Origin of the sequence: Planktothrix serta PCC 8927 (genome assembly GCF_900010725.2) — a bacterium.
In the GTDB taxonomy this organism is placed as follows: Bacteria; Cyanobacteriota; Cyanobacteriia; order Cyanobacteriales; family Microcoleaceae; genus Planktothrix; species Planktothrix serta.
On sequence record NZ_LR734877.1, the window covers coordinates 164,480 to 184,429 of the forward strand.

The window sequence follows — 19,950 nt, forward strand, 5'->3', positions numbered from 1 at the left end:
AAAACCTGTAGGGGTTTGGTTTCCAAACCCTCTTTGCGCCTGGGTTTGGAAACCAAACCCCTACGATAAAATATTACAACCCCTAAACGGATTGCTATAGCAATTCTAAATTAAAATCAAATGGCGGAATATAATGCTTTAACTTCTGTTTTAATTGCGGGAGTGGATGAAGTGGGGCGAGGTGCTTTATTTGGCCCTGTGGTGGCTGCGGCGGTGATTTTATCGGAGGATAGCATTGCTGAATTAACCCGCGCTGGGGTTAAAGATAGTAAAAAATTAACGCCTGGGGTTCGTTCTCGGTTAGCGAGGGAAATTCAAGCGATCGCCATTGATTGTAAAATAGGTTGGGCTTCCGTTCGAGAAATTGATCGCTTCAATATTTTACAAGCCACATTATTAGCGATGAAACGAGCAATTTCCAAGTTAAATCCTCAACCCGGACTCTGTTTAATTGATGGAAATCAAAAGATTCCGCAATTATTAATTCCGCAACAAACAATCATTAAAGGAGATAGTACATCGATTGTAATTGCAGCCGCCAGTATTGTCGCAAAAGTTTGGCGAGATGAATTAATCACCCGTTTAGATGCAAAATATCCCCAATATGATTTAAAGCAAAATAAGGGATATGGAACCGCCAAACACCGTCAAGCGATACAAGAGCATGGTATTACTTCCCAACATCGTCAATCCTTTGGGTGTTGTCAATTATCCTTACCTTTATAAAATTAGGAACAATTTTCAGCCAACCAATTTAACAAATCTGAGTCCGTTTCAAAATCTAATAAAGCTTCCCCTAGTTCTTCCACTAATTCAATCGGAAGACTGCGAATTTGTTCTTGAATTTCAGGGTTAATTGTTCCTAAACGACGACTGAGCAAACGCAAAATAAACGTTATTTCTCGTTCTATTCCCCGTTCTATTCCCTGTTCCATCCAACTTGTAATAATTTCCATAAATCTTTCCTCCTGAATCAGTCCTAAGCGATTGAGTTCTTCTGTAAAAACGACTTTTTCGCTAGAATTTAAGCGCAAATAGGAGTCAATAAACCCCGAAATTAATTGATTCCTGGCTGGATCTAACTGCAATGTTACCAACAGACGCAAACACTCTGCTTTTACTTGGGGTCGATCCTGGGGTTCTATTCGCATTTTAGCCATTAATGCAGCCGCCACTGGATTTTGCTGACGTAAAAAATCCCGCCAATTCAAACGATTCAGTTGAATCGCTGCATAGCTAAATTCTAATACCTTCCGGTCTGGAAATTCAACTTGATAATCATTCGGTTCCAGACGTTGGGGGGTATCAAAAGAAAATAGTGCAATCGGATAAACGGGAAGGGCATATTTTTCATCAAGTCTAGCAAAATAATGAAACATCCGCCGCGCAAAATCTGCTTGAGCATAAGATTGAGTTTCGGTATGGATGAGGAAAAAGCTTTCCTGTTCTCGAAACCTAACTTTTGCTAATAAATCGACCTCTCGACGGTTCCCAGATGTTACATCAATAAATACCTCCTGGGGTAAAAAGGTAATAGAAGATTGATCAATATAGGGAATCAGATCGGGAAAAAATAATTCTAAAAATTCCCAAAAAAACGTCGAAAGCAATTCTTTAAATAATCGATCATGTTCAATGACCCGTTCTAAATTCTCAGTCATTTTAACTTTTTTTTTCTAACACTCAACACCTAACACTCGGCATTTGACACCCGATTAACAGACTGCTGTGGTAGAACAGAAACCCCTAATTGTTCAGCAGACCAATGGGAATAATCGGATAATAAATTATGGACTAATCGGTGCTTAACTGTCATCAACACACTTTTTAATAATCCGTTTCCTGTGGTTTCTAAAATCGGTTGTGGTGTTAACCATAATGGAGGCGGAAGTTCGACTTTTACAGCTAAATCAGCTTGACCTTTTAAATGGGTCATTCCTTGTAATTCAACCGGATACAATTTTCCGACTAAATTCAGCGAAAATCGTTGATTAATATATTCAATTCCGCGAATTTCACACCCGACGGATTTTAAATTGAGAATCCCATCAGACTGTATCCACAATTTCAAGTCTACTGTGGGTTGTAAATTGAACATCATGAACTCTAAAGGCCGCATTTTTAAGCGGTAAATATCCTCTCCCAAGTGATCCAAACGGGTCGGATCAACTAACGCTTTCACCAAACGTTTGGGTTGACGTAGATAATGGTGAATCAAAGTGGGCTCCGGTACTGCCATTTCAACAGTTTGAGATGCTTGAAAGTGGGTATACATATAGAAAGTTATAAAAGTCTACTAATCTAAACTTATCTTAATAAAATTTAAGAATTATTCAAACTTTTTTCATCCATCGGGAGTCAGGATAAAGCATGAGGGCGGATCTCCCCTGAAAAATAGGTAATCGTTTTATCATAAGGGTAAGGCTGATGAGATTAATGTAAATAATTGTAACGCAATTTAGCAAAATGTAACTGAACGGGAGGAATCCGCCAAACAATTTCTATCTTGAGGATTAATTCAATCCTTCTTAATCCATTTATTATCTACGGAACTAAAATTATGACTGTTTCCATTGCCCATCTTGGCCCATCGGGGACTTATGCAGAAGCCGCCGCCTTAGCTTATGCTCAATATCTCACCCAAAAAACAGGGGAAGAATCCATGTTATGCCCCTGTTCAAGTATTAGTCAAACCTTATGGACAGTTGCCAAAGGAGATGCCAATATTGGGGTAGTTCCTGTTGAAAATTCCATTGAAGGCAGTGTTAGTATGACCCTGGATACAATGTGGCAAATTGGTTCCTTACAAATTCAACAGGCGTTAATTCTTCCTATTGCCCATGCCTTGATTTCCCAAGCCAAAAATTTTGCTAATATTCAAGTTGTTTATTCTCATCCTCAAGCCTTAGCTCAGTGTCAGGGATGGTTAGAAAAATATCTCCCTGATGTGCCATTAATTGCCAAGAATTCAACCACGGAAGCTTTAGATCACGTCAGAGATGAAACTCATACCGCCGCGATCGCGTCTTTACGAGCAGCAGAATTATATCAATTACCTATTCTCGCCCATCCTATTAATGATTATCCCGATAATTGTACAAGGTTTTGGGTTGTTAGTCTACAACCTTCAGGAGCGGGAAAATATACTTCTTTAGGCTTTAGTGTTCCGGCAAATGTTCCGGGTGCATTAGCAAAACCCTTGGCAATTTTTGCCGATAGAGGGATTAATTTAAGTCGAATTGAATCCCGTCCTAGTAAGCGATCGCTGGGAGATTATCTGTTTTTTATGGATTTAGAAGCAGATAGTCATGAACCCTCTGTACAATCAGCCTTAGCGGAATTAAAAACCTTTACCGAAACTCTGAAAGTTTTTGGGAGTTATACCCTATTAAACCTGGAATAGTTTCTCTTCGGAAAATTGATAATCAGTCTTGTAGAATGGGTGAGAATTACTCAGACTTTTTACCCACTCTACTGAATTTTTAAAGTTCTATGGATATGTTTTTGAGCAGTATTCCCAGTATTCCTGATTTGACCCATCCTAATGAATTAATAGAATTGGGGTCAATGGTGATTAAAACCCTGATTAACTTGGCAATTTTTTTAACAGCAATAGGTGTAATTTTATCCCTAATTAATTGGTCAGTTAAAAAACGAGGGGATTCGATTTCTCTTCCCGTTGTCAAAATAGCGTTAGAACAATATTTGAAATGGATGCAAAGTTTACCGCATTTAATTCTAATTGTTTTAGTGATTACCAGTGGATTTTTTCTCTGTTCTACGTTAGCTAATCGCTATCATAATTGGGAACAACAACGCATTACTCAAATTGCCACCACCGTTGCGGGAGAACGCTTAGAACAAACAGCGCCTCGAATTCGTTATGAAATTGAAGAACCCTTTACCGATTATCGATATGTTGAGGGTAAAACCATTGAAGTTAAAAGTACCCGTATTGTATCTCGTTGGATGACCTTAGCGGGATCACAAATTGAGGTTAAAATTAATCAAACCACCAGTCCCGATACTAAACAATGGATTTATAGTGTTGATTTTGTGGGAGAATATCAAGTTAAAAATCAACTGAAAGGAATCTCGGAATTTTTCTTTGAAGTTCCCCCCCCCTACGGTTATTTATTATTACAAGATTTTCAAGTAGAACAAAATGGAAAACCCTTAGTTCAAGTTAACCCTGGAGATTATGGATTTCCGTTTAAATTATCCCCTGGAGAAACCACGAATTTTAAAGTTAGCTATCAAGCTCAAGGTGCGCCTCGTTGGGTTTATCAACCCGGTGATCAATTATTATCGAATTTCCGCTTAAATGTTTTAGCTAATTTTCCCCAGGCTGAATTTGCAGGTGCAGTTCCAACTGTAACAAAAGAAGGAGGAGAAAATCGACAACTTTCTTGGGTTTATGAAGGCAATATTTCGGTTAAAAATCCATTAGGAATATTTACCGCTACTGCTCCCCTTCACAATACAGGGGTGATCCCTAGATTATTATTATTAGCTCCCGCTATCTTTTTATGGTGGATTATTTTACTCTACCTTTCTTTACCCTTAAGTTTGCGAGATGTGGCAATTATCGCTGGACTATTTTTTGCCTGTTTATTAACTTTAACCTATAGCAGTCGTTTGATCGATGCTAAACTCGCTTGGATGCTAATTTCTCCGGTATTATTATTAGCAGTCTGGGGACTCGGAAAAACCCGTAAAGCTGCTTGGGTGGCAATTATTTGTACAATTTCTGGAGGAATATTACCTATATTGGGTTTATTAGTTTCCTACAGTGGGATCACCTTAAGTCTAGCGGGATTATTATCAGGAATCTGGTTAGCTGTTCAACATTGGTATGAGTTAGGAGAGGAAAAGTAAAAAGGCGATCGCATCATCTGAGAGGGGCGGGTTTAGTCAGATTATTGGTTAGAATTGAAGATAATTACAGAANAGCCCTGACCCCCGTGTAGAGACGTTGTATGCAACGTCTCTACACTACACGGGGAATATACAGCAAACATTAAAGAATGGAATATTAGACAGTTTGCACAACTTGATCGGAGAAGATTTCTGTTAATACCTGAAGATAGGGAGAAAAGATCTCGAAATTTTGAGGAAGTAAACGCTTTTCTAATTCTTCAGATAGCGCATTCAACATATCTTGAGTCAACTTCCAACTAATATGTAGCCGAGGATATAAAATCACACATACAGGAAATAATTCCTGTTGAATCGGACGTAAACTGTTCTCTAACGCACACCAACATAGATAAATCTGAAATAACTCAATATCACGAGTGCTGGAGTATTGAAGGATATGATTTTTCAAATCCCCGCTAATACTGCGATACCCCACATTCAAATCATGTACTTTATGATAAACCTGGTGAGCAATTGTTGTAAAACTAGAAAGTAACTGTTGAACCGCAATTAAAGCCGGAGAATTTGATAGGTGTTTTGCGGCTAAATCATTGACTTCCCCCAAAGGAGAATATAAATAATCCTCCAAAGTTTTAAAGTATAGGAAAAAAACAGTTCTTTCTTTCATAGACATCCACTCCAATAACATTCGCCCCATATAATGAAACTGCAACTGTAGCAGAACTAACATTAAAGGTTCAGCTTGCGAGTATTTTCGGCGAAGTTTTATTGTTTCTCGTCCCAAGGATACCGATAAACGGTAAGGATATTCATATTGAGCAAAAACTTCCAAGGTTTGATGATACAAATTACCCACATCTTCTATCAGTGTAGCTGTGTGTTTTAAGGCGAGTTTATTCACAGGATACTGATTCCAGTCAATCCCTAAAATAGTTCCCACTTTATTCCAAGCCAGTGTACCCAAAAGATTCAAGTTCTTCATTAACTCCGCCACAATGCGAGAGCGATCCTCATGAAATTCAGTCACATCAACTTCATGATTTTCTAAAAAGAAATGAGTTGAATTGTGGGAGCTATGAGCAGCAGCCTTTTCATAATATTTCTGTGCCCATCGAACCGCCATCAATGTCATTTCTCTTCTATCACTGGAACTAGACATAGAGTTCAGTTGCTCTGGAGTTTTGGAGAACATCATAAAAGCTTGCTTCCTTGGCAGTAAGGTTCATTAGAGGATTTAGGAAGAGAGGAGTCAAAGTAGAATTCAGAAAACTGTTAGTTACTAAATTCTATAGTCTGGTTTAATTATAGCCGAGTTAATTGATGATTTTAGCCGATTTTTATAAAGACTTTATGTAGTTCATCTAAATTTTAATTTAGTTAAATTTTCATTATAAATTCTGTAATTAGGTATACAAAAATCAATGATAGTGTGAATAAACCTTAATTAAAATTTAATAGAAATGTAGTATTTCTACTGTGATTGTAGCAACTTTTTTAATCTCGGCTTAAACCACTGCGTTTTCTAACATTATAATCGTTCCTTGTTCAGCATTAATTTTTACGTCTATTCCTAAAGGAATAGTAAACTGATCTCGAATATGACCCATCATAGAACCATACCAAGCCGGAATTCCCAACGGTTGAATTAAATCATTTAATACCTGCCATAAGGTTAAAGAGGGTTCATTTCCTTCGCCTGGGGTGCAGGCGGTACATTGACTAAAAATAAACCCCGAAATTTGATCTAAAATTCCGGCTAATTTCAAATGGGTTAACATTCGATCAATTCGGTAAATATCCTCTCCCACATCTTCCACAAATAGGATTTTATCTCGCCAATTTGGTAAATATTCAGAACCGACTAAAGCGGATAAAACCGATAAATTTCCTCCGATTAACTGTCCTTTTGCTTGACCTCGATAAATTGTTTCAACACGAACATTAGGAGAATTTTGAAAGGTGATGGCTTTTCCTTCAAATAATAGTTTTTGCAACCAACTGACAGAATAGGGATTCCACATGGAAGTCCCTAATAATCCATGAAACGTGACTAATCCGGTTTTGCTATATAATCCTAATAATAAAGCCGTGATATCACTATAACCGAGGAAAATTTTAGGATGTTGGCGAATTAAATCATAATCTAATAACGATAATATTCGAGCACTTCCCCAACCGCCTCCGGTCGCAATAATTCCCTTAACCGTCGGGTCAGCAAACATGAGATTAATATCTGCCGCCCGTTGTTGATCTGTTCCGGCTAAATAGCCGTATTCACTGAGAACATGAGGGGCAACTTTAACCGTTAATTCCTGTTGTCCTAATTGCAGTTGAATCCATTTTAAATGTTCTTTTAAAATTGGGCTGGCTGGAGTCACTAACCCCACTGTATCACCTGGGTTTAAACGGGAAGGTTTGAGTAACCGAGGAACAGATGCAGACTGAGCTAAAACGGGCAACTGAGTCGCAATTCCCGTTAAAGTTAATCCCGCTAAAAAATTACGACGATTCATGAATCAGTTATCAGTTGTAGGGGCGGGGTTTTCCCGCCCGAACTTAGCTATCAGTTAAGATTTTGCTGGTTATAGAAGGTGATTAATTAATTCTATAACCCCTGCTCCTCGACTATTTTGTGTTACCCAATTAACCCTTTCTTTGACTTCGGGTAAAGCATTAGCGACGGCTACGGAATAACCACATTGTTCTAAAAAATCACAATCGTTTTCTGCATCCCCAACGCCAACAATTTGTTGTAGAGGGAGGTTGATTAATTGGGAAAGTGCGTTTAATCCAAAGGCTTTATTAATGCCTTCGGGTAATACCATTACCGCTCCTTTATTGCAAATAATTTGCAGATTAACCCCTAAGTCTTGAATCGTTTTCTGAGTAATCTCTAAATAGGGTTCCCAAGTGGCAATAATCACCCGTCCTACTCCCAAAACTTCCAAAATTTGAGGTTGAGCAATCTTAGAAAATTCCTCTGGAACTGCCTGATTGTTTAAGAGTTGTTGTTTTTGGTCAATGCGATCGCGTAACAGGGTTATAAACGCTTCCGAGGGGCGATCTGCTAACAATTTTTCCACCTTTGTAGAAGGTTGATATAACACGGCTCCATTTTCCGCTACTACCCAATCAAACACATTAATAACCGGAATATGCGCGATTAAATTATCAAGTTGTCTGCCTGTAATCAGAATTAACTTCCGCCCTGACTGTTGCCACTGTTCTAAAGCGTTTAAAGTAGATTCCTCCACCATTCCATCCGTCGCTAAGGTTCCATCAAAATCCGTTGCTAAAGCTAAATAATTCATGATGATCAGAAAAAAATTGTTGAGGAAGGGGTAGATTTAGATTAAATTAATTCTACCACTCATCCGTTTAATTAACGCCTAAATTTATGAGTCATCATCTTCATACTCGACCCAAGAATTAGTAGTTTCAGAAACCCTAACTTTTAATTTGACTCCTTCAGGGACTCGTTTTTTGGTGACATCATAAATATATTTGGCAATCATTTCGGCGGTTGTTTCATATTCCGGGGGTAAAATTTCGTTTAATACCCCATGATCTAATCCTCCTTTAGTAACATCTTTTTTTGCCCATCGTAAACTTCTAAAATCTGCCACCATCACCGGATGAGGACAATGTTCCGAAGGATGCAATTGGTTAGATGTTGCTTCCACTTGCACACGATAACTATGACCGTGCATCCGTCCACAAGGCCCATCATAATCTTTAATATAATGGGCACTATCAAAGGTAAATTCTGTGGTTAATTTCCATCTCGGCATAGGTACAGGTCTCAACTCAACATCTGATCTTATTTTGACGCCCCCTTGAACTTTCTATCTGTTAACCTAAACCCCATCGGGAGTTTTATTAACAAAACTTAATACTATCTTCTTGCAAAAGATTATAAACTAAGTTTAGCTTATTGATAAAGATACTCAATAAGTTGTTGTCTCGATCAATTCATCGACCTATGCAAACCTACGACAATCCAACGGTCAACTCTGACGGGTGGGCGGGTAATGCCCGGTTCATCAACCTCATCGGCTTATTTTCCTCACACCCTTTTTAGTTATGAACTGTCCTTGCTGGTCTGGAAAACTATTGCGACATATTGATCGAAATGGTTTGTACTGGTATTGCCCAGATTGTTGCCAAACAATGCCAGTTTCAGAAGCTGTTAATCGGCTCTTATTACAGCAGGAAAATTTGTCAAAACCCAATCCTCAACTTTGGTTATATATTCCCAAATATTAAAGTTAGTTTTTAAAATCTGTTTTAGACCCAATGTAAAAGCGAGGTAATGATGATCGATGCCAAGCTTTATCTGAAGAAGCGATTAATTGTAGAGATTACGAGAGGAATTAACACGGAAGAATTTTTTAGCATCATTCATCGACCTTTAATTACTGATCGATTTTTGGGTTTACTGGAATGGTTAGCAAATCAGTTCGGAGAGTCAACATCTGGTGGGTATTTTACTTAACCTTCGCCTGACACACCAAGACTTTGCTGAAACGATGGGCACTAGCCGTGTTACGATCACACGCTTAATCAATCAATGTGAGCGGGAAGGAAAGATTGTACGCAAGGGCAACTTACTTAAGATTTGTTTAAATTTGCTTTAAACTTTACCGCTTTATGGTATTAGTTGAAAATTAATTTTATTAAGCGAACAAATCTCTAGGAAAAAATGGAAAAGGTCAGAAACTTCATAAATCGTTGGTTGCAAGACCTAAAGCAAGACTATTGGCAATCGTTTGTTTACTTAAGTGAGTCACCCGATCAAAAAATGAGTAGAGAAAACAGATCCGAAATGGCAAACAGTAGTGAGTTATCAACCATTTGTTTAGCAAAGGCAAAAGTCGGCGATCGCGTGCGGATCGTCTCCCTGAACTCTGGGGAAGGCAACAATCGCTTAATGGCAATGGGATTGATGCCGGGAGTGATTTTAGAGGTGATTAGCTGCACGGGAACAGGGTCTGCGGTCGTGGCATTTGACGGCCAGCGATTAGGGTTAGGTGCAGACATGGCGGAAAAGATTTCTATCACAAAAATACCGAGTTCTATAGGGACAGTTAAAAATATGACAGGCAATCAAAATTCCCCGGTTAAACTGCGAGATGTGGCGATCGGTTCGATCTTGAAAGTGATCGGTTACGAACCCGCATCCCGTGACTACAAACGCAAATTATTAGCTATGGGACTCACCCCCAGCACGGAGTTTAAAGTAACGCGCCACGCACCTCTGGGCGATCCGACGGAAATAGAAGTCAGGGGATTTCATCTGAGTTTACGCAAAGCTGAAGCCGATGCCCTCATCGTCGAGCTAGTATAAGGAATCATGGATAATGCTAAATAAAACTATCGGATTAGTGGGTAATCCTAATTGTGGGAAAACCACCTTATTTAACGCGCTAACCGGGGCAAATCAGCACGTTGGCAATTGGCCGGGTGTTACGGTTGAACGCAAAGAAGGTAGCTATCGCTATCAAGGTAAAAATATTAAAGAGGAGCAGACGATTACGGTTGTCGATTTACCGGGTGTTTATTCTCTGGATACGAGCGATAACACAACGGGACTCGATGAATTAGTGGCGCGAGACTATCTCCTGAGTGGTCAAGCGGATTTAATTGTTAATATTGTCGATGGGTCTAACTTAGAACGCAATCTTTACCTGACAACGCAGATTCTAGAAATGGGCGTGCCGATGGTGATTGCCCTAAATATGATGGATCTGGCTAAAAATCGGGAAATTATTATCGATCCAGAAAAACTCTCGGAAAGATTGGACTGTGCTGTAATTCCTTTGTGCGCCAATAAGGGTAAAGGCGTGACTCAGTTGTGCGATGCGATCGCTTTAGCATTATTAGATTCAGAAAGCAAAAACATCCCAAAAGCCTACTGTCCTTATCCACCTATAATTGAGGAAGCTTTGGCAGATTTGGTTTCTATTTTGTCATTCCAATCTATTAAGAAAGGGAGTCAACGATGGTTTGCCCTGAATTTGCTGCAATATGACGATCGGCATCTGCCGGAATTCGGAGAAGATCTGTTACAACGCATTGCTGAACATCGCCATCGCATCCATCAAACCTTAGCAGAAGATACCGATTTATTGATTGCTGATAGTCGGTATAGCTGGATTCATCAAATCATGCAAGGAGTCGTAGAACGCCCCAATCTCGTCCAACAAACGGTTAGCGATCGCATCGATCAAGTGGTTCTCAATCGCTGGTTGGGAATTCCGATCTTTTTGGTTGTCATGTACTTAATGTTTTTCTTTTCCATTAATGTTGGCGGTGCATTTATTGATTTCTTCGATATCGGTGTTGGCGCTATTTTTGTCGGCGGGACTGCCCATTTATTACAACAAATTAATGCGCCGGGTTGGTTAATTGGTTTACTGGCCGATGGAGTCGGAGGCGGAATTCAAACCACAGCAACCTTTATCCCTCAAATTGGAATGCTGTTTATTTTCTTAGCTATTTTAGAAGACTCTGGCTATCTCGCCCGGGCAGCATTTGTGATGGATCGCTTAATGCGATTTATGGGATTACCGGGTAAATCTTTTGTGCCGATGATGGTCGGTTTCGGTTGCAATATTCCCGGAATTATGGCGACGAGAACTTTAGAAAATCGGCGCGATCGCTTAATGACAATTTTGATGAATCCCTTCATGTCCTGCGGCGCACGTTTACCTATCTATGCTTTATTTTGTGCAGCTTTCTTTCCGACTAATGGACAAAATATCGTATTTCTGCTGTATATTATTGGCATTTTCGCCGCGATTTTTACCGGATTAGTGATGAAAAATACCTTATTTCAAGGTGAAGCGGCTCCCTTCATTATGGAACTACCACCTTATCACATTCCGACTTTTAAAGGAATTGGGATTCGCGCTTGGGAGCGACTGAAAGCTTTCATCACTAAAGCGGGTAAAATGATCGTGATCGTGGTGTTAATTTTGGGATTAATTAACTCCGTGGGGGTTGATGGTTCTTTTGGTAAACAAAATAGTCAAGATTCAATTTTAAGTGCTTTTAGTCGCACGATTACCCCGGTTTTTTCACCGATGGGAATTAGTCAAGAAAATTGGCCGGCTACAGTGGGTTTATTTACAGGAATCTTTGCTAAAGAAGTAATGGTGGGGACGATGGATTCCCTTTATACTGCTTTGGGAGAACAAGAAATTGGCGGTAATCAAACAGAAGAACCTTTTGATTTTTGGGGTGAGATTGGTAAGGCATTTGCGAGTATTCCTAAAAACTTAGCCGATTTAACAAATCAGCTACTTGATCCTCTGGGAATGAGTATTATGAACGATACGGGGGATTTGAAAGCATCCGCAGAAACTCAAGAAGTGAGTTATACGACCTTCGGACAAATGGCAACTCGGTTTGGCAGTAATACGGCAGCGATCGCATTTCTGCTATTTGTTTTATTGTACTTTCCTTGTGTTTCTGCTACTGCCACCGTTTATCGAGAAACAAACTTAGGTTGGACGATTTTTGTGGCTTGCTGGACAACTGGATTAGCCTATTGGGTGGCGGTATTCTATTACCAATCTATGACTCTAAATCAGCATCCCGGAAGTGCGATCGCTTGGTTAATTAGTTTAGCTTTTGTCATGGGATGTGTTATAATTGGAATGAAACAAATTAGCGATCGCCGTCGAATCAAACTAACAGGAAGAATGTCAGAGCCTTCTCTATAAACTGCCAGGAGATAACTAATGATTTTGCAGGAAATTCAGCAATATTTATGCAAGCATCCTGTTAGCTCTTTAACTGAACTTTCCCAACACTTTCACAGCGATCCAGATGCTTTGCGTTTAATGCTAGAACGACTGCAAAGCAAAGGGCGAGTTCGCAAGTTAGAAGCTAAAAAATGTGGGGGATGCCAGAGTTGCGCCCCAGAAACGCTTGAACTTTACGAATGGATTAATTCCTAATTAATTAAGGAGATACTGTTATGTTATCACCAGCAATGACCGAGGGGTTGAACGAACAAATTAACTTAGAAATGTTTTCCTCCCATCTTTATTTGCAAATGAAGAAGAATTTTTATTTAAGAGCATTCTTGACAAGATAAAACTAATTGGTGTAGAAGGTCAGGGGCTATTTTTCATTGATCGTGAAATTAGTACCATTGCTGCAACAAGAGCAACAAAAAACACTGCCAATGCCCCAACCTCTGCTACTGTTTGACAATCAAGTTAACCCAAAATCTAAATGTTAGAAAACCTTAAAATTGCTTTAATCGAAGCAATTGAAGATGAATACAAAGCCAGGGCAACTTATCGCTCGATCCTGAATAAATTTGGAGCAATTCGCCCCTTTGTCAACATTGTTGAGTCGGAGGAACGTCATATTCGGGTGCTGATTCCTTTGTTCTGGAAATATGAAATTCCCATTCCCGAAGATAATTGGCAAGGACGAGTTGAAGTTCCAAACTCTGTGCAAGAAGCGTGTCAAGCGGGTGTGCAAGCTGAAATTGAAAACGCAGAAATGTATCAGCGATTGCTGAATTTAACCCAAGGCTATCATGAGGTACAACGGGTTTTTTTGAATTTGCAATCGGCATCCCAAAATAATCATTTGCGTGCTTTTCAACGCTGTGCAGAGCGAGGAAATTCCCAATCCGATCAAGAAAGAGGAGAAGGACACCGACAGGGGCGAGGTTGTAGAGGAAGGAGAGGGCAGAGAATGGGATTAAGGTAAAAGAACTTAGTTGGGCTTTAGCCCTGATAATGCCTGGTTTCATCAGAGGGCTAAAGCCCAACTACATACAAAGAATCAGACTAATCTTATTGGCAATGTTGATATTGCATCAAACGCGATCGCAATTCTGCCACTGTTTTCGGAGGGGATTCGCGTTCGCGTAGCGTGCCGTTAGCCGTATCGCGGAATGCCATCGGCAGTGCATTCCAAATTTCCCACAACGTAGGCATTCCCAATTCTAACTGTTCTAGCAATGTAACATTATTAAACACTTGATCGGCCTGATCGGACACCAGCACCCGCCCTTGATGCAGTACGATCGCCCAATCTGCCCAACCATAAGCTAGATCGAGATCGTGAGTTGCCATCACAATTGTAGTTCCATTACCATGAATGCGGTCTAATTCCTGCATTAAATGGCGAGTTTGCAACCGATCTAAATAAGCTGTCGGTTCATCAAGTAATAATAATTGCGGTTGTAACGCCATTACCCCAGCTAAAGCTACCCTTCTTTTTTGTCCCAAACTCAGATAATGTAACGGTCGATTAGCCAACTCTTGTAAGTTAAAATCACTCAAAGTTTGATCCAATCTTGCCACGATTTCTGACTGCGATAGTTGTAAATTACAAAGTCCATAAGAAATATCTTCCTCTACAGTTGCCGCCACTAATTGTTGTTCGGGATCTTGAAACGCCAAGCCAATTCTTTGTCGCCATTGATTCAGCGATCGCGCCTGATATTGCATCGGTTTACCTTGCCAAGAAATCACTCCCGCACTACAGCGATATAACCCATCTGCTAATAATAATAACGTCGATTTTCCACAGCCATTATGCCCTAAAATAGCTGTTCTTTTCCCGGCTGGAATAGACAGACTTAAATCTTCAATTGCCGCCTGATTTGCACCTGGATAGGTGTAAAATACATTTTCAAATTGCAGTAGAGATGGGCTATTATCCAAGATAATCACCAAAATTTTAACTCGAAAATCACTAACCCAATACAACCCAATAGAGATTCTAGGGCATAGCGTTGGGAATAGTTATAGGACTGAGTTGAATAAACTTGAAACTGTCCGTTAAAACCCCGCGCCGTCAGTCCCAGAGAAAATTGTTGATAGCGTTGTAGCGATCGCACTACCAACTGTCCTGCCAACAATGCTACACTTTGCATCCAGCGTTGACGAGTACGATAACCGCCTCGCGCTGCCATCGCTAACTGAAGTTGAGTTGCTACATCAAGGAATAAAAATACAAATCGATACATTAAAAGTAATAGATCTAGTAATACGGGAGGGAAACGACATTGACGCAAAATAGATAGTAACTCAGCAAAAGGAATCGTGAATAAAATAAACAGCAAACAGGAAAAACAAGCCAGCGATCGCATGACAATTTCCATCGCTTGCATCAATCCAGAATAACTCACAAACAGATACCAATTACCAATTACCAATCCACCTAAAGAATTAGCCTGAATAGCTGTAATTTCATCAAGAGCGATCGCATTTATTAACAATGCGGGTAAGCTAGTCAGTAGAAAGATACTTACAACTCCCAAAACACGCCCATATACTTTAATTGGAATGCGAGCATAGCCGATCGTCCACAGATTCAACCAAACAAAAATAGCTGCTTGCGTGAGAGGATGAGCCAGTAAAGCGATCGCTAAAGTAGTTAACGCAAATAGCAACTTTTGTAAAGGGGGTAATTGCTTGAGGTGATTGGTATAGGCATAAGCATCGAGATAATGGTGCATTGGTTATGGGTTGGTTTTTGTTTGTGGGTTAGCACAAATTATCGGATTTTGGTTGATTTTCCTGCGATTCGGTGTTGTTCTTGCCTACCACGATATAATCCGATCGCATAGCCAATTACTCCCGCTCCCAGTCCCGCTTGCAAAGCAAATAAAAGCGATTCAATTTCACCACTAGCAGGCTCAAAAATGGGAGTCGCCCAAGGTTTATAGTTAGGATTTACCTCTTGAATAGCCGCCTCGGCTGCACCATCGGCTCCCCCAAACTCGGCTCCCCGAACTAGAATTAAAGGAGCGATCGCTAAAGCCGTCACGCCCAATACCAGTAACCCATTATTCCAACTTTTGCGAGAAACTTGCATTTCTTAGGCTCCTTCTTTAATCACATTTAGCGTTTGTAACTCTTGGTAGTTATAGGTGACAAGCCAGTTCCACACCAGCACCGTTAGCAAACCTTCACTAAGAGCTAAAGGCACTTGAGTCAGAGCAAAAATACCCGCAAACTTAACAAATGCTGCCCCTATTCCTCCTACTTCTGCCGGAAATGCCAGTGCTAGTTGTACTGAAGTCATCACATAAGTGAGCAAATCTGCTAAAGAAGCCGCCAGAAAAATAGCCAGAGTTTGTCTACCGCTTGCTTTGATCACCAGTTGATAGATGCCGTAGGCGACAAATGGGCCAACTACTGCCATTGAAACCGCGTTTGCGCCCAAAGTTGTTAAGCCACCATGAGCCAATAGTAACGCCTGAAATAACAACACCAAAGCGCCTAGAACAGACATTACGGATGGCCCAAATAGCACCGCACCCAATCCAGTCCCCGTAGGATGGGAACAACTCCCGGTGACAGAGGGAATTTTCAATGCAGAGAGGACGAAAGTAAACGCTCCTGCTAGTGCTAGAAGTAACTTAGTTTCGGGATGCTGACGGGTGATGCGCGTAATTGATCGCAAACCCCAAACAAAGAAAGGAATAAATACTACCCACCAGAATATTGCCCACTGTACTGGTAAAAATCCTTCCATAATGTGCATTGCATGGGCAGGAGTAGGTGATGCAATTACTAGATAAAAACTCAACCCTGCCATCATTATCAGGCGCAACCATTTATGCTGTTTCATACAAGGTTCAAATATCGCAACTTATCAGCCAAAAGTGTTTTTCAAACCCCATAAATTAATATTGGTCGCTCAATACTTTTTCCAGCCGAATTGCGATCGCTAAATAGGTTAATCGAAACCAATAATTTGTAGGGATAAACGATGCTGCTACTCCCATAGCGATGGCAATTAAGCCAAAGTATCAAAACCGAATCCAGGCAATAGCTTGACAACCAATGATGTATTTTGAATCGAAAAAAGCTTGGGTTAGACACGATCTGTACCTCGCAGATGTTGATATAAATAAACACTGATCGGCGGGCATCCTGACTCAGAGACAGCAAAATCTCTTTACAGTTGCGGGACAGCGCCGGATTTACACCGAACTTTCCCCCTTTCCTCCAACGACTGCTCCCCGTTGGAACCGATTGCTTTTAGATATTAACACGCTGAGTGACTTTTGAAAAGTCTCAAGCGCAAAAATCTTGCTTCTCGATCCAAAAACATCACTCATCTCTGTATAATTTAATTCTTATTCTTTTTTACTCCCTAATCCTTTTTTGCAAATGGCTAACACAGGTTATACCCTTCCGGTTTTTGCCGTTGCTTCTGCTAAAGCGGCATTTTTACACTTACAAAATCCCCTTGAGATGATCTCAGAAGTAGCTCTTGATTTGCTACCGGATCGCGCCACAATTCCGGTACAACAAGTTGCTAATATTGATGTCGATAGTGCTTTAGCAATTACTCTTAGTGACCCCGGAGATAATTTAGATTTAACGCGCAATACGCCGATTTGGGCTTATGTGAAATGGCAAGAACGTCAAACAGAACCTCTGATTTTAGAAGCGGGAGAAGGATTGGGAAAAACCCCATCGGGAGATCCGGCAATTTACAGATATGCTCGTCGCTTATTTGAGGCTAATTTGTTACCTTTGATTCCCGCCGATAAAACGATTACGATATCAATTATTTTACCCGAAGGTCGCCAGTTAGCTCAACGAACATCGAATGAGGCGTTTGGCATTTTGCAAGGGTTATCGCTATTAGGAACGAGTGGAATTTCTCAACCTCTTTCGACTGAAGAACATCTGGAAGAATTGCGTCATAATTTGCAAATTATAGTTCAAAATAGAAAGGATTTAGTTTTTTGTATTGGCAGTCATGGAACCCATATCGCTCAAGATTTGGGTATTCCAGAAAATGCGATCGCACAAGCGGGAAACTGGGTTGGCCCCTTGTTAGTAGAAGCAGGACTGCGGGGTGCAAATTCGGTGTTATTATTGGGCTATCAAGGAAAGTTAATTAAACTAGCTGGCGGGATTTTCAATACATCAAGTCATCTCGCCGATGCGAAGTTAGAAATTATTAGTGCGGCTGTGGTGAAAGCGGGTGGGAGTTTGGAAAATTTACGAGCAGTATTAGATACAAAAACGGCTGATGAAGCTTATAAACTATTAGTAGAAATAGGATTAGCCTCGCCAGTTTTTGATATTTTAGCAGAAACTATTAGTGAAAAAGCCCAAAAGTATGTGCAGAAGTATGGCAATGTTTTTCTAAAAATCGGTGTGATTTTGTTTGATCGTCAAGGGAAAATTATTGCCCAAACTGCGATCGCTACTGAGTGGATCGCGCAATTAAAATTGGCAAAATAAATTCCCCCTTGAGTAGAGTTAGAAACCCGGTTTCAATTGCGGATATTTTACAAGTAGGATAAGCAATTACCGGAACAGTTGTTAAAATTCGGTGTGCTTTTATTGTCAGCAATTCGGGATCGCCAGGGCCAATTCCTAATCCATAAAGTTTCCCTAATTTAGTCATAATTCGTTCTCTTTTGCTAAGGCATTGACTGCTGCTGCCGCGATCGCACTTCCTCCCCTACGTCCGTGCAGAGTAATAAATGGCACACCCCGGCTATTTGCTGCTAATTCCCTTTTCGATTCTGTCGCTCCCACAAATCCAACCGGAAAACCTAAAATTAAAGCAGGTTTTGCGACGCTTTCATCTAGCAATTCTAGTAAGTGAAAAAGTGCTGTTGGTGCATTACCAATTGCTACCACTGATCCGGCTAAATTCGGTCGCCAAAACTCTAAAGCGGCAGCCGATCGAGTATTATTAATTTGACGGGCTAACTCGGTCACTTCTGGATGATTGAGTGTACAAATAATCTGATTATTTTGGGATAAACGCGCTTTAGTAATTCCATTCGCTACCATTTGAGAATCACAGAGAATCGATGCACCCTGAGCAAGGGCATTTCGTCCGATTTTCACCGCATCCGATGACGCTTCTAAATCTTGGGTTATATCTGTCATCCCACAGGAATGAATTAGACGAACCGCAACATGAGCTAAATCATCGGGTAGATTTTCTAAGTTAGTTTCAGCCCGAATAATTGCAAAAGATTTCCGGTAAATTTCGTCACCATTCCGCAGATATTCAATCATATTCATCTTTCTTCCTCCCGGTCGAATCGCACCATAGCGCCGCTTCTCCCGTTCCACCTAAAATCAATACTCTTTTCAACTCTACACCAATTAACAATCCTCGTCCTCTTGTTTCATAGATTTCAACCTAACACGATCGCCAAATCCAGTCAAGTTCTATTTCATTCACCTTATCCCCTGAGAGGGGATTGCCATTAAAAACTAATCTGCTACAATATTTATTGCCAGAAAGCGATCAGATTTTAAATAATATGACTCAAAAACAATGGTACGAATCCCTGTTCGAGAATTACGGACAAAAATATGATTCCGAGAATTTTACACAAGGGACAATTGGTGAGTGTGATTTCATAGAAAAAGAACTAGAATTTAATAAGTCCTTAAAAATATTAGATGTGGGATGTGGTACAGGAAGACATACAATTGAACTGACAAAGCGGGGATATTCTGTTACGGGAATTGATTTATCCCAATCCCAGCTTCAAAGGGCAAAGGATAAAGCCAAAAGTGAAAATTTGAGCATTGATTTTCAGCAGCAGGATGCTAGAAATTTGCCATTTAATCAGGAATTTGATGCAGCGATAATGCTTTGCGAGGGAGGATTTTCGCTCATGGAAACTGATGAAATGAACTTTGAAATCCTGAAAAATGTCACCCGATCGCTAAAGACAAATGCTAAATTTATATTTACAACTTTAAATGGATTATTCCCATTATATCACTCGGTTGAGCAATTCTATGAATCAGCAACGGAAGTAGGAAATGCTACCTACAAAAGCAATAGTTTTGACTTGATGACATTCCGGGAGCATAACATAACGGAATTTGAAGATGACCTGGGAAACAAGAAATCTCTTGCCTGTAATGAAAGGTATTATGTGCCGAGCGAAATTACCTGGTTACTTAAATCTCTGGGTTACAGCAGCATAGATATTTATGGTGCCAAACTGGGTGCATTTTCCAGAAATGACAAATTAACAACGGTCGATTTTGAGATGCTTGTTATTGCTGAAAAATAATTTTGTAATTTGTC

The 19,950-nt window shown here is 40.2% G+C and carries 22 protein-coding genes, 1 pseudogene and 1 riboswitch; of the genes and pseudogenes, 11 read left to right on the plus strand and 12 right to left on the minus strand.

The genetic code is table 11. The features are described 5' to 3' along the window. Nucleotides 1-120: 120 nt before the first annotated feature. The gene (locus PL8927_RS17295) at nucleotides 121-726 is read left to right on the plus strand and encodes a ribonuclease HII (RefSeq protein ID WP_083624024.1); all 606 of its coding nucleotides are present in this window, start codon (nucleotides 121-123) and stop codon (nucleotides 724-726) included. Nucleotides 727-728: 2 nt separating this feature from the next. Here PL8927_RS17295 and PL8927_RS17300 read toward each other — a convergent pair whose 3' ends face one another. Together PL8927_RS17300 and PL8927_RS17305 are read right to left on the minus strand one after the other, a co-directional pair. After that, the gene (locus tag PL8927_RS17300) at nucleotides 729-1,661 is read right to left on the minus strand and encodes a DUF4351 domain-containing protein (protein ID WP_083624026.1); all 933 of its coding nucleotides are present in this window, start codon (nucleotides 1,659-1,661) and stop codon (nucleotides 729-731) included. 29 nt (nucleotides 1,662-1,690) lie between these two features. Next, nucleotides 1,691-2,275: a DUF1997 domain-containing protein gene (locus PL8927_RS17305; protein ID WP_083624028.1), complete on the minus strand. Its 585-nt coding sequence runs from the start codon at nucleotides 2,273-2,275 to the stop codon at nucleotides 1,691-1,693. Nucleotides 2,276-2,560: 285 nt separating this feature from the next. On the opposite strand from PL8927_RS17305, the gene pheA reads away from it, so the two are divergent. Both pheA and PL8927_RS17315 read left to right on the plus strand, forming a co-directional pair. Continuing rightward, nucleotides 2,561-3,403: a prephenate dehydratase gene (gene pheA / locus PL8927_RS17310; protein WP_083624030.1), complete on the plus strand. Its 843-nt coding sequence runs from the start codon at nucleotides 2,561-2,563 to the stop codon at nucleotides 3,401-3,403. Nucleotides 3,404-3,492: 89 nt separating this feature from the next. Further along, entirely contained in the window at nucleotides 3,493-4,878 is a 1,386-nt protein-coding gene (locus PL8927_RS17315; protein ID WP_083624033.1) for a hypothetical protein, read from the plus strand. A 157-nt stretch (nucleotides 4,879-5,035) separates the two neighbouring features. Here the strand turns inward: PL8927_RS17315 and PL8927_RS17320 are convergent, their stop codons facing one another. The 4 genes from PL8927_RS17320 to PL8927_RS17335 form a co-directional block, all read right to left on the minus strand. After that, complete coding sequence (locus tag PL8927_RS17320; protein ID WP_156093228.1) at nucleotides 5,036-6,076, minus strand: hypothetical protein; 1,041 nt, start codon at nucleotides 6,074-6,076, stop codon at nucleotides 5,036-5,038. Nucleotides 6,077-6,386: 310 nt separating this feature from the next. Continuing rightward, on the minus strand, nucleotides 6,387-7,394 hold the full coding sequence (locus PL8927_RS17325; RefSeq protein WP_083624036.1) for a S66 peptidase family protein: 1,008 nt from the start codon (nucleotides 7,392-7,394) through the stop codon (nucleotides 6,387-6,389). A gap of 69 nt (nucleotides 7,395-7,463) precedes the next feature. Then, nucleotides 7,464-8,192, minus strand: coding sequence for an HAD family hydrolase (locus tag PL8927_RS17330; protein WP_083624037.1), 729 nt, complete (start codon nucleotides 8,190-8,192; stop codon nucleotides 7,464-7,466). 84 nt (nucleotides 8,193-8,276) lie between these two features. Then, nucleotides 8,277-8,672, minus strand: a complete 396-nt coding sequence (locus PL8927_RS17335) for a 6-pyruvoyl trahydropterin synthase family protein (protein WP_083624039.1) — start codon at nucleotides 8,670-8,672, stop codon at nucleotides 8,277-8,279. Between the two features lie 524 nt (nucleotides 8,673-9,196). Between PL8927_RS17335 and PL8927_RS17345 the strand changes: the two genes are divergently transcribed. From PL8927_RS17345 to PL8927_RS17370, 6 genes are all read left to right on the plus strand, one after another. After that, a complete protein-coding gene (locus tag PL8927_RS17345; protein ID WP_083624043.1) occupies nucleotides 9,197-9,376 on the plus strand; it encodes a hypothetical protein in 180 nt (59 codons plus the stop codon). A gap of 34 nt (nucleotides 9,377-9,410) precedes the next feature. Further along, nucleotides 9,411-9,518 carry a hypothetical protein gene (locus PL8927_RS17350; protein WP_231506072.1) on the plus strand — a complete coding sequence of 36 codons (108 nt, stop codon included), beginning with the start codon at nucleotides 9,411-9,413 and terminating at the stop codon, nucleotides 9,516-9,518. A gap of 164 nt (nucleotides 9,519-9,682) precedes the next feature. After that, nucleotides 9,683-10,228: a FeoA family protein gene (locus PL8927_RS17355; protein ID WP_231506049.1), complete on the plus strand. Its 546-nt coding sequence runs from the start codon at nucleotides 9,683-9,685 to the stop codon at nucleotides 10,226-10,228. Between the two features lie 13 nt (nucleotides 10,229-10,241). Beyond that, nucleotides 10,242-12,608, plus strand: coding sequence for a Fe(2+) transporter permease subunit FeoB (feoB, locus tag PL8927_RS17360; protein WP_083624050.1), 2,367 nt, complete (start codon nucleotides 10,242-10,244; stop codon nucleotides 12,606-12,608). A gap of 18 nt (nucleotides 12,609-12,626) precedes the next feature. Next, nucleotides 12,627-12,845 carry a FeoC-like transcriptional regulator gene (locus PL8927_RS17365; protein ID WP_083624052.1) on the plus strand — a complete coding sequence of 73 codons (219 nt, stop codon included), beginning with the start codon at nucleotides 12,627-12,629 and terminating at the stop codon, nucleotides 12,843-12,845. Between the two features lie 280 nt (nucleotides 12,846-13,125). Then, nucleotides 13,126-13,614, plus strand: coding sequence for a ferritin-like domain-containing protein (locus tag PL8927_RS17370; RefSeq protein WP_083624054.1), 489 nt, complete (start codon nucleotides 13,126-13,128; stop codon nucleotides 13,612-13,614). A gap of 86 nt (nucleotides 13,615-13,700) precedes the next feature. On the opposite strand, the gene PL8927_RS17375 is transcribed toward PL8927_RS17370, so the two are convergent. From PL8927_RS17375 to PL8927_RS17390, 4 genes are read right to left on the minus strand one after another with little or no spacing between them, the layout of a single operon-like run. Then, nucleotides 13,701-14,576 (minus strand): energy-coupling factor ABC transporter ATP-binding protein, encoded by an 876-nt coding sequence (locus tag PL8927_RS17375; protein WP_083624886.1) that lies wholly within the window; start codon nucleotides 14,574-14,576, stop codon nucleotides 13,701-13,703. A gap of 5 nt (nucleotides 14,577-14,581) precedes the next feature. After that, complete coding sequence (cbiQ, locus tag PL8927_RS17380; RefSeq protein WP_083624057.1) at nucleotides 14,582-15,373, minus strand: cobalt ECF transporter T component CbiQ; 792 nt, start codon at nucleotides 15,371-15,373, stop codon at nucleotides 14,582-14,584. A gap of 38 nt (nucleotides 15,374-15,411) precedes the next feature. Further along, entirely contained in the window at nucleotides 15,412-15,732 is a 321-nt protein-coding gene (locus tag PL8927_RS17385) for an energy-coupling factor ABC transporter substrate-binding protein (RefSeq protein WP_083624059.1), read from the minus strand. A gap of 3 nt (nucleotides 15,733-15,735) precedes the next feature. After that, entirely contained in the window at nucleotides 15,736-16,458 is a 723-nt protein-coding gene (locus PL8927_RS17390; RefSeq protein ID WP_083624887.1) for an energy-coupling factor ABC transporter permease, read from the minus strand. Between the two features lie 311 nt (nucleotides 16,459-16,769). Beyond that, a riboswitch (cobalamin riboswitch) is annotated at nucleotides 16,770-16,914 on the minus strand. Between the two features lie 122 nt (nucleotides 16,915-17,036). Between PL8927_RS17390 and cbiD the strand changes: the two genes are divergently transcribed. Then, nucleotides 17,037-18,125, plus strand: a complete 1,089-nt coding sequence (gene cbiD / locus PL8927_RS17400; protein ID WP_083624061.1) for a cobalt-precorrin-5B (C(1))-methyltransferase CbiD — start codon at nucleotides 17,037-17,039, stop codon at nucleotides 18,123-18,125. A 52-nt stretch (nucleotides 18,126-18,177) separates the two neighbouring features. On the opposite strand, the pseudogene PL8927_RS17405 reads toward cbiD, so the two are convergent. Together PL8927_RS17405 and PL8927_RS17410 are read right to left on the minus strand one after the other, a co-directional pair. After that, a pseudogene (locus PL8927_RS17405) lies at nucleotides 18,178-18,291 on the minus strand (SAM-dependent methyltransferase); the annotation flags it as partial. Next, nucleotides 18,288-18,917: a precorrin-8X methylmutase gene (locus tag PL8927_RS17410; RefSeq protein WP_197047479.1), complete on the minus strand. Its 630-nt coding sequence runs from the start codon at nucleotides 18,915-18,917 to the stop codon at nucleotides 18,288-18,290. The pseudogene PL8927_RS17405 and the gene PL8927_RS17410, both read right to left, overlap by 4 nt. Nucleotides 18,918-19,168: 251 nt before the next feature. Between PL8927_RS17410 and PL8927_RS17415 the strand changes: the two genes are divergently transcribed. After that, nucleotides 19,169-19,936, plus strand: a complete 768-nt coding sequence (locus PL8927_RS17415; protein WP_083624065.1) for a class I SAM-dependent methyltransferase — start codon at nucleotides 19,169-19,171, stop codon at nucleotides 19,934-19,936. The last annotated feature ends 14 nt before the right edge of the window (nucleotides 19,937-19,950 follow it).

Excerpts from the sequence above, each read along its gene's own strand:
- PL8927_RS17345 (WP_083624043.1), top strand. The coding sequence starts at position 9,197 with ATGATCGATGCCAAGCTTTATCTGAAGAAGCGATTAATTGTAGAGATT.
- PL8927_RS17410 (WP_197047479.1), bottom strand. The coding sequence starts at position 18,917 with ATGATTGAATATCTGCGGAATGGTGACGAAATTTACCGGAAATCTTTT.
- PL8927_RS17330 (WP_083624037.1), bottom strand. The coding sequence starts at position 8,192 with ATGAATTATTTAGCTTTAGCAACGGATTTTGATGGAACCTTAGCGACG.
- cbiQ (WP_083624057.1), bottom strand. The coding sequence starts at position 15,373 with ATGCACCATTATCTCGATGCTTATGCCTATACCAATCACCTCAAGCAA.
- PL8927_RS17320 (WP_156093228.1), bottom strand. The coding sequence starts at position 6,076 with ATGATGTTCTCCAAAACTCCAGAGCAACTGAACTCTATGTCTAGTTCC.
- PL8927_RS17355 (WP_231506049.1), top strand. The coding sequence starts at position 9,683 with ATGAGTAGAGAAAACAGATCCGAAATGGCAAACAGTAGTGAGTTATCA.
- PL8927_RS17300 (WP_083624026.1), bottom strand. The coding sequence starts at position 1,661 with ATGACTGAGAATTTAGAACGGGTCATTGAACATGATCGATTATTTAAA.
- PL8927_RS17390 (WP_083624887.1), bottom strand. The coding sequence starts at position 16,458 with ATGGCAGGGTTGAGTTTTTATCTAGTAATTGCATCACCTACTCCTGCC.
- PL8927_RS17365 (WP_083624052.1), top strand. The coding sequence starts at position 12,627 with ATGATTTTGCAGGAAATTCAGCAATATTTATGCAAGCATCCTGTTAGC.
- PL8927_RS17325 (WP_083624036.1), bottom strand. The coding sequence starts at position 7,394 with ATGAATCGTCGTAATTTTTTAGCGGGATTAACTTTAACGGGAATTGCG.
- PL8927_RS17315 (WP_083624033.1), top strand. The coding sequence starts at position 3,493 with ATGGATATGTTTTTGAGCAGTATTCCCAGTATTCCTGATTTGACCCAT.
- PL8927_RS17335 (WP_083624039.1), bottom strand. The coding sequence starts at position 8,672 with ATGCCGAGATGGAAATTAACCACAGAATTTACCTTTGATAGTGCCCAT.
- PL8927_RS17295 (WP_083624024.1), top strand. The coding sequence starts at position 121 with ATGGCGGAATATAATGCTTTAACTTCTGTTTTAATTGCGGGAGTGGAT.
- cbiD (WP_083624061.1), top strand. The coding sequence starts at position 17,037 with ATGGCTAACACAGGTTATACCCTTCCGGTTTTTGCCGTTGCTTCTGCT.
- PL8927_RS17350 (WP_231506072.1), top strand. The coding sequence starts at position 9,411 with ATGGGCACTAGCCGTGTTACGATCACACGCTTAATCAATCAATGTGAG.
- feoB (WP_083624050.1), top strand. The coding sequence starts at position 10,242 with ATGCTAAATAAAACTATCGGATTAGTGGGTAATCCTAATTGTGGGAAA.
- pheA (WP_083624030.1), top strand. The coding sequence starts at position 2,561 with ATGACTGTTTCCATTGCCCATCTTGGCCCATCGGGGACTTATGCAGAA.
- PL8927_RS17385 (WP_083624059.1), bottom strand. The coding sequence starts at position 15,732 with ATGCAAGTTTCTCGCAAAAGTTGGAATAATGGGTTACTGGTATTGGGC.
- PL8927_RS17415 (WP_083624065.1), top strand. The coding sequence starts at position 19,169 with ATGACTCAAAAACAATGGTACGAATCCCTGTTCGAGAATTACGGACAA.
- PL8927_RS17305 (WP_083624028.1), bottom strand. The coding sequence starts at position 2,275 with ATGTATACCCACTTTCAAGCATCTCAAACTGTTGAAATGGCAGTACCG.
- PL8927_RS17370 (WP_083624054.1), top strand. The coding sequence starts at position 13,126 with ATGTTAGAAAACCTTAAAATTGCTTTAATCGAAGCAATTGAAGATGAA.